The 15,134-nt window shown below is 51.8% G+C and carries 12 protein-coding genes; 3 read left to right on the top strand and 9 right to left on the bottom strand.

All coding sequences use genetic code 11. The annotated features are described in order from the left end of the window. Positions 1-23: 23 nt before the first annotated feature. Positions 24-791 (bottom strand): acyl-ACP--UDP-N-acetylglucosamine O-acyltransferase, encoded by a 768-nt coding sequence (gene lpxA, locus FSU_RS09545; RefSeq protein ID WP_014546209.1) that lies wholly within the window; start codon positions 789-791, stop codon positions 24-26. A 174-nt stretch (positions 792-965) separates the two neighbouring features. On the opposite strand from lpxA, the gene FSU_RS09540 reads away from it, so the two are divergent. Continuing rightward, the gene (locus FSU_RS09540; RefSeq protein WP_014546208.1) at positions 966-2,069 is read left to right on the top strand and encodes a glycosyltransferase; all 1,104 of its coding nucleotides are present in this window, start codon (positions 966-968) and stop codon (positions 2,067-2,069) included. Positions 2,070-2,330: 261 nt separating this feature from the next. Here FSU_RS09540 and FSU_RS09535 read toward each other — a convergent pair whose 3' ends face one another. From FSU_RS09535 to FSU_RS09520, 4 genes are read right to left on the bottom strand one after another with little or no spacing between them, the layout of a single operon-like run. Continuing rightward, positions 2,331-3,611, bottom strand: coding sequence for a CCA tRNA nucleotidyltransferase (locus tag FSU_RS09535; protein WP_015732042.1), 1,281 nt, complete (start codon positions 3,609-3,611; stop codon positions 2,331-2,333). Continuing rightward, positions 3,611-3,976, bottom strand: a complete 366-nt coding sequence (locus FSU_RS09530) for a hypothetical protein (protein WP_015732041.1) — start codon at positions 3,974-3,976, stop codon at positions 3,611-3,613. The genes FSU_RS09535 and FSU_RS09530 overlap by 1 nt, the downstream gene beginning before the upstream one ends. Positions 3,977-3,996: 20 nt before the next feature. Next, positions 3,997-6,360 carry a ligand-binding sensor domain-containing protein gene (locus FSU_RS09525; protein ID WP_014546205.1) on the bottom strand — a complete coding sequence of 788 codons (2,364 nt, stop codon included), beginning with the start codon at positions 6,358-6,360 and terminating at the stop codon, positions 3,997-3,999. A gap of 29 nt (positions 6,361-6,389) precedes the next feature. Further along, positions 6,390-7,004 carry an RNA polymerase sigma factor gene (locus FSU_RS09520; RefSeq protein ID WP_157747946.1) on the bottom strand — a complete coding sequence of 205 codons (615 nt, stop codon included), beginning with the start codon at positions 7,002-7,004 and terminating at the stop codon, positions 6,390-6,392. A 163-nt stretch (positions 7,005-7,167) separates the two neighbouring features. Between FSU_RS09520 and FSU_RS09515 the strand changes: the two genes are divergently transcribed. Next, positions 7,168-9,003 (top strand): protein-disulfide reductase DsbD family protein, encoded by a 1,836-nt coding sequence (locus tag FSU_RS09515; RefSeq protein WP_014546203.1) that lies wholly within the window; start codon positions 7,168-7,170, stop codon positions 9,001-9,003. A gap of 104 nt (positions 9,004-9,107) precedes the next feature. Here FSU_RS09515 and glgA read toward each other — a convergent pair whose 3' ends face one another. The 4 genes from glgA to folE all read right to left on the bottom strand — a co-directional run bounded on the left by glgA (position 9,108) and on the right by folE (position 13,947). Next, complete coding sequence (glgA, locus tag FSU_RS09510; RefSeq protein ID WP_014546202.1) at positions 9,108-10,340, bottom strand: glycogen synthase; 1,233 nt, start codon at positions 10,338-10,340, stop codon at positions 9,108-9,110. 138 nt (positions 10,341-10,478) lie between these two features. Then, complete coding sequence (locus FSU_RS09505) at positions 10,479-11,720, bottom strand: poly(ethylene terephthalate) hydrolase family protein (RefSeq protein ID WP_014546201.1); 1,242 nt, start codon at positions 11,718-11,720, stop codon at positions 10,479-10,481. Positions 11,721-11,940: 220 nt separating this feature from the next. After that, positions 11,941-13,242 carry an alpha/beta hydrolase family protein gene (locus FSU_RS09500; protein WP_015732038.1) on the bottom strand — a complete coding sequence of 434 codons (1,302 nt, stop codon included), beginning with the start codon at positions 13,240-13,242 and terminating at the stop codon, positions 11,941-11,943. Between the two features lie 135 nt (positions 13,243-13,377). Next, positions 13,378-13,947 (bottom strand): GTP cyclohydrolase I FolE, encoded by a 570-nt coding sequence (gene folE / locus FSU_RS09495; protein WP_015732037.1) that lies wholly within the window; start codon positions 13,945-13,947, stop codon positions 13,378-13,380. 355 nt (positions 13,948-14,302) lie between these two features. On the opposite strand from folE, the gene FSU_RS09490 reads away from it, so the two are divergent. After that, on the top strand, positions 14,303-15,127 hold the full coding sequence (locus FSU_RS09490) for a TIGR02147 family protein (protein ID WP_014546198.1): 825 nt from the start codon (positions 14,303-14,305) through the stop codon (positions 15,125-15,127). Positions 15,128-15,134 lie beyond the last annotated feature (7 nt).

The raw sequence follows: 15,134 nt of genomic DNA, 5'->3' as shown, positions 1-15,134 counted from the left end.
AACGAGCGCAAAAGCGCGAATGATCACGGGCGAACGAGAGAACCGCCCCAGTGCTCATCAAAGAAGGCTTGGAACAGAGGTTCCGGGCCTTCTTTCAATTCTTCAATAACTTCGGCGGTCGGGCGCTTGCCACGGTAAAGTTCGCGGAAGGCTCGTTCAAAAAATGCGATACGTTCAGGCGGGAATTCATCAGCATGCAAGCGGAGCGCATGGAGGTTGAGGGACGCAAAGCGGAGCGGATTCCCGAATGCACGGCTGCAAGGGGGAACGTCGTAATCGACCTTGAGCGTGCCGCCCACAAAAGCGTAGGCGCCTACCTGGTTGCGTTGCTGCACGGCCGTAGTACCACCGAGAGTGGCAAACTTGCCGATGCGTACGTGTCCGCCGAGCTGGCAAGCGTTCGCGATGACCGCCCCCTCGCCAATTTGGCAATCATGCCCTACATGGGCGTAAGCCATGATGAGTACGTGTGGCGCAATGCGAGTGCAACCGCCGCCCTGGACGGTGCCGCGATTGAGCGTCGTGTATTCGCGAATGATGCAGTTTTCGCCAATTTCAAGGCGAGTCGGCTCCCCTGCGTACTTGAGGTCTTGCGGAGGCGCCCCAAGAATCGCCCCATCGTAAACATGCGTATTTGATTTGATGGTCACGCCACCGTAAACGCGCACGCGCGATTCAAGCACTACATTTTCGCCTATTTCCGCATTTTCATCAACAACGCACCAGGGGCCGATAACGGCAGACTCGTGGACGTTAGCATTCGGATGAACAAAAGCGGATGGATGGAGCATGATGACGGCTTCGCCGTAGTTGGCAGAACTTAGTTGGTAGAACTTAGATTAACAGGCTTAAATTTAGTTTTTAGGCGAGAGACGAGAGACGGGAGACGAGAAAAATTGTAACTTCAAAGCCATTTCTAAGTTCTAAGTTCTAAGTTCTAAGTTCTATTTTCTAAATTAAAACACATGGGTGGCATTATTCTCGCATGCCTGACTGCGCTCTATGCGCTCCTGTTCCTATTCTTCATAGTAGGACTGTTAAAGACGCATCGCTATAAAGGCCCGAAAGCCACCCCAAGTGTCTCGGTCGTGATCCCGATGCGTAACGAAGAGGAATTTGCCGAACGCACGCTCGAAGCTGTCGCCGCCCAGGACTACATTGGCGAATGGGAAGTGATTTGCGTCGATGACCGTTCTACCGACCGCACGCGAGAGATTCTAGAAAAGTTTGCCGCCACGCACCCGCGTTTCCGCGTTTTGAGCCTTCCGCAAGACTTACCGCAAATCGCAAGCCCCAAGAAGCGCGCACTCGAAAGCGCCTTCAAGATTGCGAAAAACGAAGTGCTCTTGACGATGGACGCCGACTGCATCCCGCGCAAGAGCTGGATTACCGCCATGGCCGGGCGATTTGTCGATGGTATCTGCATTGTGCAAGGCCCCAAGCAGAACAACGGTTCGCGTTCAATGCCGCACCTCTACCAGAAACTTGAAACGCTCGGCTACACCGCGATGGAAGCGGCAGGCTTTAGCCTTGGCCGCCCGATTGTCGCGAGTGCGGCTTGCCTTGCATACAAGAAAGACCTGTTCTTTAAAGTCGGCGGATTTGGAGACCTCATCAACCTTTCAAGTGGCGATGACGACATGCTCATCCACAAGATGATGAAAATCCCGGGAACGAAGGTCTGCTACAATCTCGACAAGGATGCAGTGATAGAGACCGCCCCGGTACACACGTGGAAGCAACTTTTCAACCAGCGCGCCCGCTGGAGCAGTAACGGCACGAACTACGAAAGCAAATCGTACATCCTTTTGCTCACGCTTATTTACACGTACTACATCTGGATGTTCGTGAGTCCGTGGTGCGCCATCTTCCTTGATTTTCCGTGGCAGTGGTGCGTGTTCAGCATTCTGCCCAAGATTGTCGTGGACTTCGTATTCTTGAGCATTGCGTCCTGGAAGCTCAAGTCCAAGCGCCGCATGCTCGCGTTCTTGCCTGTAGAGCTTATTCAAATCCCGATGATCGTGTTCTGCGTCCCCGCAGGAATCTCGGGAATGTTTAGATGGAAATAAAGGCGCCAAAGGCGCCTTAGTTGGCAGAACTTAGCTCGCTTCGCTCTTAGAACTTAGTTATGTTCTTTTAGAGAAAATAGGGTGTTCTAAGTGAGATTATCGCTTCGCTCTAATCTCAACCGCTAGGCTCGGAAAGTCTCGAAAAGCGAATGAAGCAGTCAAAAATTATTTGACTATTTCTGAGCTCAAGAGACAACGCTTTAGCGTTAAATAGGCTTGCAAGCAATCCTGCTTCACTCGCCTTACGCAGTTGTCTAAGTTCTAAGTTCTACTTCTCGCCCACGCAATGGCTTCTTCGGCGTTCTTGATTTTGCCGTCAAGCTGAAGCTCAAAGCTTTGCTTGATGGTCTCGCCCATCTGCTTGCCCGGCTTGAATCCCATTTCCATAAGCATTTTGCCCATGAGGAACGGCTGCGGAGCTGCCTCAATCAAGTCGAGATCTGCAGCGGCCTGCCAAAGCTGTTCCGGGAATTCCGAGGCGCCGGCGGCGGCGTAATACTTACGCGGGGTGGCCTTCACAAGCAAGCACAGGAGCTTTAGGCCACCCAGCTTCACCGCCATGCGGCGAAGCGCCGGCGCATCACTTACAATTGCAAAATCAAGCGTGCTATAAGCATTCAAAAGCAGCGGAACATTTTTCACCAAGTGCGTTTCGTTCGTAATGCGTTCAAGGAACTTGAGAGACGTTTCCGGACTCCCGCTGAGGAATGCGGCAAATGCAAATTCCATCACCTGATCGTCCGAAAGATTATCGCGCAAGCTTTCCGTGTTATCAAGCATTTCGCCCAAATCATCCCAGGAGCCACGCAGTGGCGAAACTTCCGGGAAGAACTCGTTCAGCTTGATATCCAAAAACGCACGCAGCCCAAGCGACGGCTTGCCCGGCTTCAACAGCCACTTCTTGAATTCTTCGAACAAGCGTTCAATAGAAAGGTCTTCAAGCGAAAGCGTCCGGCAAAGTTCAATCGTCTCGGGCGCAAGCTTAAGTGCAAAACGGCTAGCAAACTGCACACCGCGCAAAATGCGGAGTGAATCTTCGACAAAGGCAGGGCCGACATGGCGCAACAAGCCTTTCTTCAAATCGTCAATGCCGCCGTACGGGTCGCAAAGTGTAAGCTCCGGCAATTCCATGCCCATTGCATTGATCGTAAAGTCACGACGGAGCGCCGCTTCCTTGAACGAAAGCTTTTCATCCGTATGCACCACAAATCCGCGGTGGCCATAGCCGACCTTGCTTTCGGTACGCGGGAACGAGAAATCGAGCGAAAGCCCCTTCATCGCCAAATGGATCACGCCAAAGGCCTTCCCCACAAGATTTGTGCGGCCATATTTCTTTAAAATAGGGACAAGTTCATCTTGAACAAGGTCATAGACTTCAACATCGTAATCGCGGCAGTTCTTGCCGAGGAGTGCATCGCGCACCCAGCCGCCCACCAAAAAGGCGCGGCCACCCGCTTCACGGATTTCACCTGCAATAGAAAGCAGTCGATTAGGCAAGTCCGGTTCAAACGTCTCGCCTGAAAGTGTTACAATACTCGGCATTACTTATTGGCCTCGACAGACTTGTAGCGGTCGTAAATGCTAGTTGTCTTTTCTTCGGATGAATCCTGCAACAGCGTCTGGACAGGGATTTCGACATTGGAAGAATCGCCTGACGGTGCATTTTCTGTATTTGCAAAACGCTCGTAAATGCTACCATTAGATTGTCCGGACTCGTTCTTCTTTTTGGCTTCTTCCACACGGCACGTGCGAAGTTCTTCTTCCATATAGGCGCGCTGGTCCGGAGAATAGGTCATCGTGTTCAGGCGGTATTCAATTTCCTCACACACAAAACCCTGGCGCTCGCCGGCACAGCCGACCAAAAGAGACACTGCCAAAAAAGCCACAAATCCAACAACTTTATTCATAACATTTATCCTCGCAGGCATTAATGGATAATCAGGAGCTTGCCCTTCCTAACCTTGGTTCCGCCACGCACAACGTACTGGTAAACACCAGGCGCCACGATGTTTCCGTTATCCATACGGCCATTCCATTCGGCACGGCCACCGGAAATCTTTTCACCGCTCAACGATACTACAAGCTTGCCGCCCCTATTGTAAACGTTGATGACGGCATCGTCTGCGACATTGGTAAACGAGACGTACGGCTGGAGCTTCGGACGGAACGGATTGGGGTAAACCTTGACATCTTCGCGAGCTTCATCGGTCATGTTCTTTTCTGTTCCACGCAGGTCATCCCTCTTGTAGCGGGTAATGCCGTTTTCGTGGGCAAACCAGACCATGCCAAGCACAGTATCAATAGCTACGTCCTGGATTCGATCGCTTAAAAGACCATGGCGGCTCGTAAAATGCAGTACGGACAATGTATCCGGGCTTGTCGTGCGCGGAGTCAGGCGGTAAACGCCCTGCGCCGTCGTCCCTACCCAAAGGTTTCCACGGCTATCAACATCGATGCTTGTGTAGCTCGCACCGTTAAGGCCGTTTGTTGAGAGCGGAGTCTTCAGGTCGTTTTCATCCTGGTCCCAATACACGAGGGCGGAGTTTGTCACCATCCAGAGATACCCCGTCTTCGGTTCATAGGCCAAATCTAGCGGAGTTGTCGAAGGGCCAGAATACGTCTTTCTGGAGGTCGTATCCACCTTGAAAATATTGCCGCCCTGCTTTTTCGGAGGGTCAAACGTAAACACATCCAGGCCACCTTCGGCATCAAGCGATGCTATCGCACGCGTACCGACATAGACAACCCACTGGCCCTTTTCATTTATGCGAGCCTGCATCGGTCCGCCAAAAGGAGCAGAACCGACATTGCTTGCACAGGAAACATTCGTACCGTCGATATCCACATAGACAAGGCTGTAGCCTTTATTCGAAGCAGATGTCGTCAGGTAGCCCATGCCGTCTGGAGCCGGAGTCGAAGCGATGGCAACCATGTACGGAGTATTCGGATCACCCGTAAAGTTGTCCATGCAGTAGTCCGCATCCTTGTTCGCGATAGAAATGTACTGGTAAGCCTTTTCATCGGCCAAGACGTCATAAAGGAAATAGGCTTCACCCCACACATGGTAGAAAGTAGCGCCAGTCGGGAGAACTGACAAGGTCTTCATATCATGGGCGCGGGCATTCGCATCGTTCTTACTGTATATCCCAGGCATGCCCTCGTATACAGGCATCGGGTCTTTCCACTTGAAGCGCTTTTCCGGGCCGTCAAAATAGTAGTAAGTCAAAAAGCCTTCTTCGGATGCCGCTAGGACACCGCCTTGCGGAAGGACCTGGAGCTCATAGGCATCCCTAATCGGGAAGGGCTTGTAAGTCGTCAGTTCCGTCAGTTCCTTGCCATCGTAATAGAAAATATTATTAGCTCCGGCAAGAACAGCCTTGCCCGACGGCTGCAACGAGACCCAACGGACTATGGACTTGTAATAATAGCGAGTCACCTTTTTTCGGCTGGCGTCCAGTTCTTCGACAGAGAGTCGCTCGTACAGGACGGAATCCTTCAGGACTTTTCCACGGACGGCAACCATCGCATCTGTATCCGTAAACACGGAGAACGTATCGAGCGCAACACGCGTTTCGCCATCCTTATCCCAGATTCTCATGCCTTCGGTCGGGAACGTCTTGATTTCTCCATCCTTCCAGGCGATACTCTTGATCGGTTCCTTGTCATTAGACGCTTCGGAAATAATCTTCCAGGAATCCGGGTTATAAAGTGTCACGTCGGAATCCAGCTTTTCCCAATTCATCTTGCGCATGAAAATTCCGCCACCCGCAGCAACAATCAGGGAATCGCCACGGACTTCCATGGCACTTACAGGGAACGCCGAGACGCTGATATTGGCGATGCGCTCCACGGTAATGATGGAAGTCATCGACTTGAGGCTAAAGAACGAAAGACGGTCTTCGAAGGCAATCACCAGAACAGGGCCGCCCAAAACAGCCATGCCGGGAATCACACGCGTATTGCTGCCCGCATAAGAACGGCTCAGGACCTGCCAGGAACCGCCGGGAAGCATTGTAGAAATGACACCGTTGTCGCTAACGGAAAAGACGCCAAGGTCAGAGACGGCAATCGCACTCATGGACTGGTCGCCAAGACCGTTCGATGTCGTGTACAAATCGTCGGCATTCAAAGCCCTGTAGCGGATACCGCCTGCAGTCGCCATGAGCAAGCCTTCCCCATTGGGGATTGCCGCCTTAATCGGATAAGGGCTAGAAAAATTGATCCACTCGTCTTGCGCAAAAACAGTCGAGACGATGGAGAGGATACAGATAAGATTGATTAATACTTTCACATTCTAAAATTACAAATTTTAAAAACATTTCAACCAATGTATTCAATAATTTCCCGCAATGAGGCGTTCCGTCCCGTAACCATCTTGACCTGCAGTTTCTGCGCCATCATTTTTTCTTGCATTTTCTGAAAAGCGATTTCTCGGCGGTGGACAAGGCTACCCCGGGAAACCCCGATCAGCAGGCTCAATTCGCGGAGGCTTATCCCGCCCACATCCGAAAGTTCCACAATCATCCTTTCGAGCGGATTCAGCACGCCAAGCAAGACCTCTATTTCGCCCATGACGGATTCCAGATCCAGCTCGCCTGCATTTGGCGGAGTCAATTCAACCTCGCTAGCGTCATATTCTGCTCCCGGCTCGCACAGGCTCGAAAAGGGGATTTCACGGCCCATGTTCCTTTTGCGATAGGCGTTGTAATGGCAATTCAAAAGCACCCGATGGAGCCATGGCAACAGATAGACCTGGTTATTCAGCGCTTTCGCCTTTTGGCAAAAACGGAGCGCCACCTCCTGAAACAAGTCGTCCGCTTCATCCTTGCCCCCACATTTTTGCAGGCATAATTTGTATATTCTGTAGGAATATTTTTCCCAGAGGGTCCCCACCCAATTCGGGGAACGGTCGCAAAGGAATCCCGTATATGACATAATTGTTTTATTTCCGATATTTTCTACTTCTTTTAGCGAGACACAATTTATGAAAATTTTAGACAAATTTATAGAATTTGGAAATTTTGCAAACAACCGTTTGCAAAAAGCTTCATTTTGCATGCTATTGTTTGCAACGGCTATTTTCGCGGAAGAGTTCAACATGAACAATATGCCGCCTCCAGAGGTGGGCATGCACTATTCCGCAGGCACTTTGCAGAAGGGTTCAAACGTCACAGTCGAAATCGTCATTCCAGACAAATGGCACGTGAACGCAAACGTCGCCGCCGATGAATTTTTGAAGCCTTCGTCTATTGAGATTTCGGCAAAGGGCGTTCACTTTGGAGAGCCCAAGTGGCCGGAACCGCACAAGGAATACAGCGAAGCATTAGACCTTGAAAATCTCGTATTCAGGGGATATTTCACGGTGACGCTCCCGGTCGATAGTGTTGAAGATGATTACGACAGCTTGACGACAAAGGCGACGTTCCACTACCAGGCTTGCGACAACTCCATTTGCCTCGCGCCATCGCAAGTGACTTTTGGACTTGGGCCGCTCGGATTTGCAAAGAAAAGCGCATCGCGAGATGATGGTGCGGTACCTGCGGCGAAAAGCGCTACAAGCTCAAACGGGAATGCTGCGGGGAATGCCGCTGGAAACGCTGCGGGAAGCGCAGCAGGAAAAGCCACCGGGAATGTCGTCAATGCGCCGAGTGCTGCAGGGAACGCCTCGGAAGGCGCTGCCGGAACGTTCATATTGCTTTTATCGGCTCTGTTCGGAGGCTTAATTCTGAACTTGATGCCATGCGTGCTTCCCGTGCTTTCGCTAAAGCTTTTCAGCTTGATCAAGCAGTCTCGTGAGAGCCGCCGGCGCCTGCTTATGCTAGGCGCCACGACAACCCTCGGGATACTTGCTAGTTTCTGGACGCTCGCCGGGGTTGTCGCCGCCGTCAAGGCGGGCGGCGGAAATGCAGGCTGGGGCATGCAATTCCAGAGCGCTGGATTCATCGCATTCATGGTCGTGATTCTGAGCGCCTTTGCGATGAGCTTTTTTGGAGTCTTTGAAATCTGGCTCCCCGGAAGTGCCACTACCAAGATGGACAAGGCCGGGCGCAAGCAGGGCTTCTGGGGTGCGTTTTTCACAGGAGCTCTCCTCGTACTTTTGAGCACACCGTGCTCCGCACCATTTCTCGGCACCGCGATGGGTTTTGCCTTTACCGCCTCAACCCCTGTGCTGTTTTTGTTTTTCACAGCGGCAGGCATTGGGCTTGCGCTCCCCTACATGCTCGTGAGTGCCTTTCCGAAAGTCCTGAAAGTTTTTCCGAAACCGGGCGCATGGATGGTCACGCTCCAGAAAATCATGGGCGTTCTCTTGCTCGGTACAGTCGTATGGCTCCTGTGGGTCGTGCATGAACAGGCCGGAAACGTTGGCGTCGGCATCTTCGCCGCCATTTCGCTCTTGAGCATCGCCATGAGCTTTGCTATAGGAAACATCGCCCCGCCGGGCGTCGCGTTTTCTCGCGAAGTCCTCTCCGTAGGCGGTTCTGTCGTGATTCTTGCCGTCATCTGGTTTGCATTTGCATCGCCAAAGTTTGAAGCCGAAGTCGATGCGATTTTCAAGGCAAGGTCAGTACAGCTAGTCACCGAAGATGGATGGTACCGCTACACGCCGGAACTCATTGAAGAATTTGCGAAATCAGGCCGTACCGTATTCATTGACGCCACCGCCGACTGGTGCCTCACCTGCAAGGCAAACGAAGCCGCCGTCCTCAACCGCGATGATTTCAAGCGCGCCATGGACAGCCTGAACGTCGCCCGCGTCAAAGCCGACTGGACCCGCGAAACGCCCGAAGTCACAGCGCTCCTGCGCAGCATGGGCAAGTCCGGCGTCCCCGCCTACGCCATCTACCCCGCCGGCGATGTAAGCAAGCAAATCGTTCTCCCGGAACTCCTCACGACTGACGGAATTGTGGGAAAAATAGTAGACAGTAGGCAGTGATTAGTGGTTAGGAAACATCATCCTGATGCAAAAAAGGTGGCTTGAGGCCACCTTTTCTAAGTTCTAAGCACTAAGAGGTCGCCAATTGGCGACCGAGCTAAGTTCTAAATACGCTTGCCTTCACGCTTGTAGCGTTCGATGCATTCCTGATAGAAGTCGAAAGTCTGCTTGGCAATCGTCTTCCAGCTGAAAACGTCAATGGCGCGTTTGCGGCTGACTTCGCCCATCTTCTTTGCAAGTTCCGGATTCTCGAGAATCTTGTTAAGCTTGTTCGCAAAGTCCGTCTGGAAAGCCTTCGGGTCTGCCGGTTCAAAGTTCGTATCGGACACAGCCTTGAGCGGCACAAGGTAACCCGTTTCGCCATCGACAATGATTTCCGGAATGCCACCGACTGCAGAGCCAACGACCGGCGTTCCGCAGCTCATGGCTTCGAGATTGATGATGCCGAACGGTTCATAAAGAGACGGCGTTGCAAAAACGGTTGCGTGGCTATAGAGCACGCGCAGTTCCGTATGCGGCACGGCATCCTGAATCCACACGACGCCATCGCGCGTCTTCTGGACTTCTTCAATCAAGTGCTTGCATTCGTCGGCAAGTTCCTGCGTATCCGGCGCACCGGCGCAAAGTACCACCTGAGCGTTCTTGTCGATTTGCGGGATAGCCTGAATGAGCTGGCTGATGCCCTTCTGGCGCGTAATGCGGCCCACAAAGAGCACGAACGGGCGCTTCGGATCCACGCCCCACTTCTTCAAGATTTCTTCGTCGAATGTGGGCTTGTAAAAGTCCGGATCAATGCCGTTGTATATAACTTTCACGCGATCTTCCGGCACACCGTAAAGCTTCATCACATCGCGCTTCATGCCCTCGCTCACTGCAATCACGCCGTCTGCGGCTTCGTAAGCGGTGCGTTCAATCCAGCAGCTCATGTTATAGCCGCCGTCACCGAGCTGTTCCGCTTTCCACGGACGGTGCGGTTCAAGCGAGTGCGTCGTCAAAATAAGCGGGCACTGCAAAAGGCGACTTGCGACCACGCCACCAAAATGGCTGTACCACGTATGGCAATGAATCACATCGATATCCTTGAGTGAGGACATCCACTGCAAATTAATATCAAGCGGCTTCAAGATTTTCTTGAAACGTTCATCAGCCGGATTATGTTCTAGCTTCTGGCTAAAACCAATGGCTCGGATATTGTCTGCATCGTCATTCTGCGGACCAAAGCAGCGTGCTTCGATGTGGCAGAGCTTGGAAAGTTCCTGGCTCAGGAACTTGACGTGGATACCTGCACCGCCATAGATTTCTGGCGGAAACTCGTTAGTAAGGATAGCAGCGTTCATTCTGGTAAACCGTGGTTAGTGGTTAGTAAACAGTAGTTAGGATAATACCTATAAACTGTTCTCGTGGATAATTATAAAAAAAAACAAACACCTCGACCATGAAGATCGAGGCGCTTGGTGTTTGGAGTGTTTAAGAGATTAGAAGTTCTTGCACTGGCCTTTCCAATGGCCACGTTCACCGATGATTTCACCATTGATGTAACGGCCGCTCGTACCGACGAAATCTGCCTTGCGGAAGTCTTCGCCACCGAGGTGCCAACGCATCCAGGCAACCGTTGCAGCCATGCCGCCCCACGGACCGGAACCATGGCCCCAGCCGCATTCGCCCTGCTGGCATTCATTGCCCTGACCGCCCGTCATCTTGATGAGGCAAGCCGGAGCCTTGACGCCCTGGTTGTTATAGTCTGCTTCAGCGTTCGGGCGTTCCATGCCGCCTTCGCCATAAACAATACCGACAGTCTTGCTTGCAGAAACCTGAGACATAGCCGTATGTCCGAGGTCACCACTGTTGTTGAGCATAGCGGTAATCACGCGATCGTCCTTGATGAGGGCCTGTTCAGATTCGAGACCGCCCATGGAGTGACCGGAGCAACCGACCTTCGTCATATCAAGCTTCTGGTACAGAGGATCATTCGGATCCTTGTTCTTCTTTTCGAGCCAGTTGAGGGCAGGAATTGCCTGGGTTGCGTTACCCGGAGATTCACGGAGTGCAATCACGACAAAGCCGTGAGATGCGAGACGACGGATAATTCCACCGTATGCACCCGGTTCCGTGCCGCCACCCGGCCCCCACACGACAACAGCGTGCTTCTGGTCGTTAGAAAGCTGTTCCGGATAAGCAAGGATTCCACCGCCATCGTGACCGGTGCGTTCAATGTACTTGACTCGCATCTGGTCCTTAGTTTCGTCCGAGCCTTCGGCAAGGAATACGCCCTTCGGCTTTGCTTCTTCACTAGAACTGGATTCCACCTTTTCTTCGGAACTCGAGGAGCTTACAGCAGGAGCACTCACCGAACTGGAACTTACGACCAGAGCTTTTTCGGAGCTCGATGCCGGAGCATCGACAGAGCTAGAGCTTGCGGCAACATCAGCAGAGGATTCTGCACCCGGAGCGACAGTACTGCTAGATTCCACCTGCGGCCCAACATCCGCACTGGAACCCGGAAGGATTGCGTCTTGATTCTGCTGAGCTGCAGAGCTAGAAATTTCTGTGCCAGCATCACCCTGAGAGTCAGAGCTCGTACCCGGCTGAACTTCTTCAGCAGAGCTGGACGAGAATCCGGCAGCGTAGTTGTTGATTGCAGACGTGACATCGTCACCGCAATTCAGGAAGACCAAGGAACTGGCCAACACCACAGTTTTTAAGAGTTTAGATTTCATTTTGTTCTCCTATTTACCCATAACCTGTATAGAAAGTACCTTATAATTTCATTGAAATTTCACGTTTTGAACAAAGTCCCGTGGATAAAAAATCCAAAGACCGCAATTATTTAGTTTATTTAAAATCACGAAACAAATCAAAAAAAATCGCAGGCCACAATACAAAAAAAACGTCCCGACCAAATTGATCGAGACGCTTGGTTGTTGGAGTGTGGAAATTTTAGAAGTTCTTACACTGGGTCTTCCATTTGCCCTGCTTACCGATGATGCTGCCATCGATATACTTGCCGGTCGTACCCACGAAATCGGCCTTGCGTTCCGTTTCGCCACCGAGATGCCAGCGCATCCAGGCAACCGTTGCTGCCATGCCATCCCAAGAGCCAGAACCGTGACCATAACCGCCTTCGGAGTTACGCGGGCCACCCGTCATTTCGATAAGGCAAGCCGGAGCCTTCACGCCAGAATTGTTGTAGTCGTTCTTGGCGTTGTCCTTTTCCATGCCGACTTCACCGAAGAGAATTGCAATCGTACGGTCCGTCGCCACGTTCTTTGCACCTGCACCATTCCAGTCGCCACTGTTGTTGAGGAACGCCGTAAGCACGCGCTTGTCCTTGATGACAGCCTGTTCAGATTCAAGACCACCCATGGAGTGACCGGAGCAACCGACCGTATTCATGTCGAGCTTGCCAAACAGCGGGCTATTCTGATCCTTGTTCTGCTTGTCGAGCCAATCCAAAGCCTTTATGGCCTGGGATGCATCACCCGGAGATTCCTTAAGAGCGATCACCACGAAGCCGTGAGAAGCGAGCCTGCGGATCATGCCTTCATAAGCACCCGGTTCGGTACCGCCACCCGGTCCCCAAACCACGACGCCATGCTTTTGAGTCGAAGAAAGTTGCTTCGGATACGAGAGGATTCCACCGCCATCCCAGCCGGTGCGGGTCTTGTATTCCACCTGCATCTGGTCCTTTTCTTCTTCCTTGCCACTAGCAAGGAAAATGCCCTTCGGGGCTTCGGCACTGGAGCTGGATGCCACCTTAGTTTCGCTGGAAGAAGATTCGACTTTCTTTTCGCTCGAAGAGCTAGCCGGTTTTGCAGCTTCACTAGAGCTCGATGCCGGCTCCTGCACATTGGCGCTGGAAGTAGCACTCTGAGCGTCGGCGCTAGAAGCTACGGCAGCATCGCTGCTCGAAGTCGGAAGCGGATTCGTTCCCGGGCCGCATGCATCGGGCAGGCTAGAAGCCAAGCAGCTTTCGTCGCTGCTGGAAGCGGGAGCATCGGTATTGGAGCCCTGCTGAACCGCACCAGAACTCGACGAGGTTTCCGAGCCCGTTTCTGCATTAGCGCTAGAACCTGGCAGAGCCACGTCAGAGCTAGAGATTTCAGATTCCACAGCATCCGAACTTGACGATACCCCCTGAGCACCACCATTCAGGTAAGGGGCAAGAGCGGTTTCGTCACCGCAGTTGATGAAAGCTATGGCACTTGCCAAAACAGCAATCTTTAGGATTTTTGATTTCATTTTATGCACTCCTCTTAACCAAAACCTCGGTCCCATCCACTAAGTAAAATACCCCAAAAAAAGCCCCGTGATTCCAATCACGAGGCACCTTCTATGGACAAAAAATCCAAGCAGTCTTGTTATGTTAAGGGATGTTTACCTTGGAGCGTAAATGCGGGACATGAATTCAGCGCGGGTCTTTTCGTCCGTCTTGAAACGGCCCAAAAGCTGAGTGGTCACCATGGTTGCACCCGGCTTTTTCACACCGCGCATCGTCATGCACATGTGAGAAGCTTCAAGAACCACAGCAACGCCCTTCGGCTGGAGCACTTTTTGGATAAGTTCTGCAATCTGGCGCGTCATGCGTTCCTGAATCTGCGGGAAGCGGGCATAAAATTCCACAACGCGCGGGATTTTCGAAAGACCGACCACGCAATCACCCGGGATGTAGGCCACGTGGGCCTTGCCCGTAAACGGCAGAAAATGGTGTTCGCACATGCTCGCGAACTCGATATCCGGCACGATGATCATTTCGTCGTACTTTTCGTGGAAACGCGTCTTGAGGATGTCCTCGGCCTTCATTTCGCCCGAGAGGCCCGTCATGAGTTCGGCGTACATCTTTGCAACACGCTTCGGCGTATCGATAAGACCTTCGCGGTTCGGGTCTTCGCCCATGCCTTCCAGAATCATCCGGAAGCCGTCTTCCATTTTCTTAAAATCCATCATGGGAGCAATTATAAAAAAATATCCAGTGTCGGGCAACCGCAACCGGGTTGAAATTGCATCACGGCTTTTAAATCCAGCAATTGCGCCAGCGAGTAAAAATTACTTTTTTACAAAGTAATAAGAACGTTTGCAAAGTCTTTCGCGTTTTGATTGTTAGACTATATGATACGCTATTTAATGATACACGAACGTATCATTATTAAAATTTCGCTTTAAAAAATTAAAAAAATTGATGTTTTTGCTCAAAAATTCAAGACTTTGTAATATTTTTTTATTGCCTTCAGAAATGTCGCGAAATTAAATTTATAGATGTCGGGGCGCATTGGTGCCAACTGAAAACGAAAGGAAAGTGAACATGAAGCCCATTCTTAATTATTTGGATTATCGTTGCTACATGCGCGATTTCTACGAGGAGCGGAAGAAGTCATCCGCGTTTTCGTGGAGGGAATTCGCCAAGCTAGCCGGATTCGTCTCGCCCACGTACTTGAAACTGGTGTGCGACGGAAAGACAAACTTGAGCAAGCCCGGCATTCAAAAAGTCGCGAAGGCTATGGGTCTCGAGGGATTCGAACGAACCTTCTTTGAAAACCTAGTGCAATTGGGCCATGTGAAAAGCGATGCCGAGAAGAAGACCGTGCTTGCGAAAATCCTGCAGTCGGCCAAAGAGAACAAGATGCACGTCCTGAATGCGGACGGTTTCCGCTTCTGTGAACATCCGGTGTGCCCGATCGTGCGGGAACTTGCCCCGCTGATGCCAGGCGCACTTCCAAGCGAAATGGCCGCAAAAATCAATTCCGAGGTTACGGCGCTCGATGTCCGCGATACACTCCAGTTCTTGGTAAAGACAGGACTTCTAAAAAAGACGGGCGAGAATTCCTACGAGCAGACTTCGAAAATGGTAAAGATTTCGAAGGACGCCTTGCCCCTGACGGTACGCTCCATGAACCGCGAAATGGGCCGTCTCGGCTTTCTGTCGCTGGACAACACAGAAGTTGACGAACGAAGCGTCTCGGGCCTCACCATGGGCGTCGACGAAATTACCTACCGCCGTATCGAGCGCGAGGTGAACGAGTGCCGCCGCAAGGTAGCCGCCATCGCCGGCGAATGCAAAAAAATTAACCAGGTCTACCGCCTGAATCTGCAACTTTTCCCATTGACGAAGAAAGTCGATGAAACCTAGGGGAATG

Source organism: Fibrobacter succinogenes subsp. succinogenes S85 (assembly GCF_000146505.1).
GTDB lineage: Bacteria > Fibrobacterota > Fibrobacteria > Fibrobacterales > Fibrobacteraceae > Fibrobacter > Fibrobacter succinogenes.
Note: the sequence above shows the minus strand (reverse complement) of the source record. Positions and strands in the feature narration are given on the sequence as shown.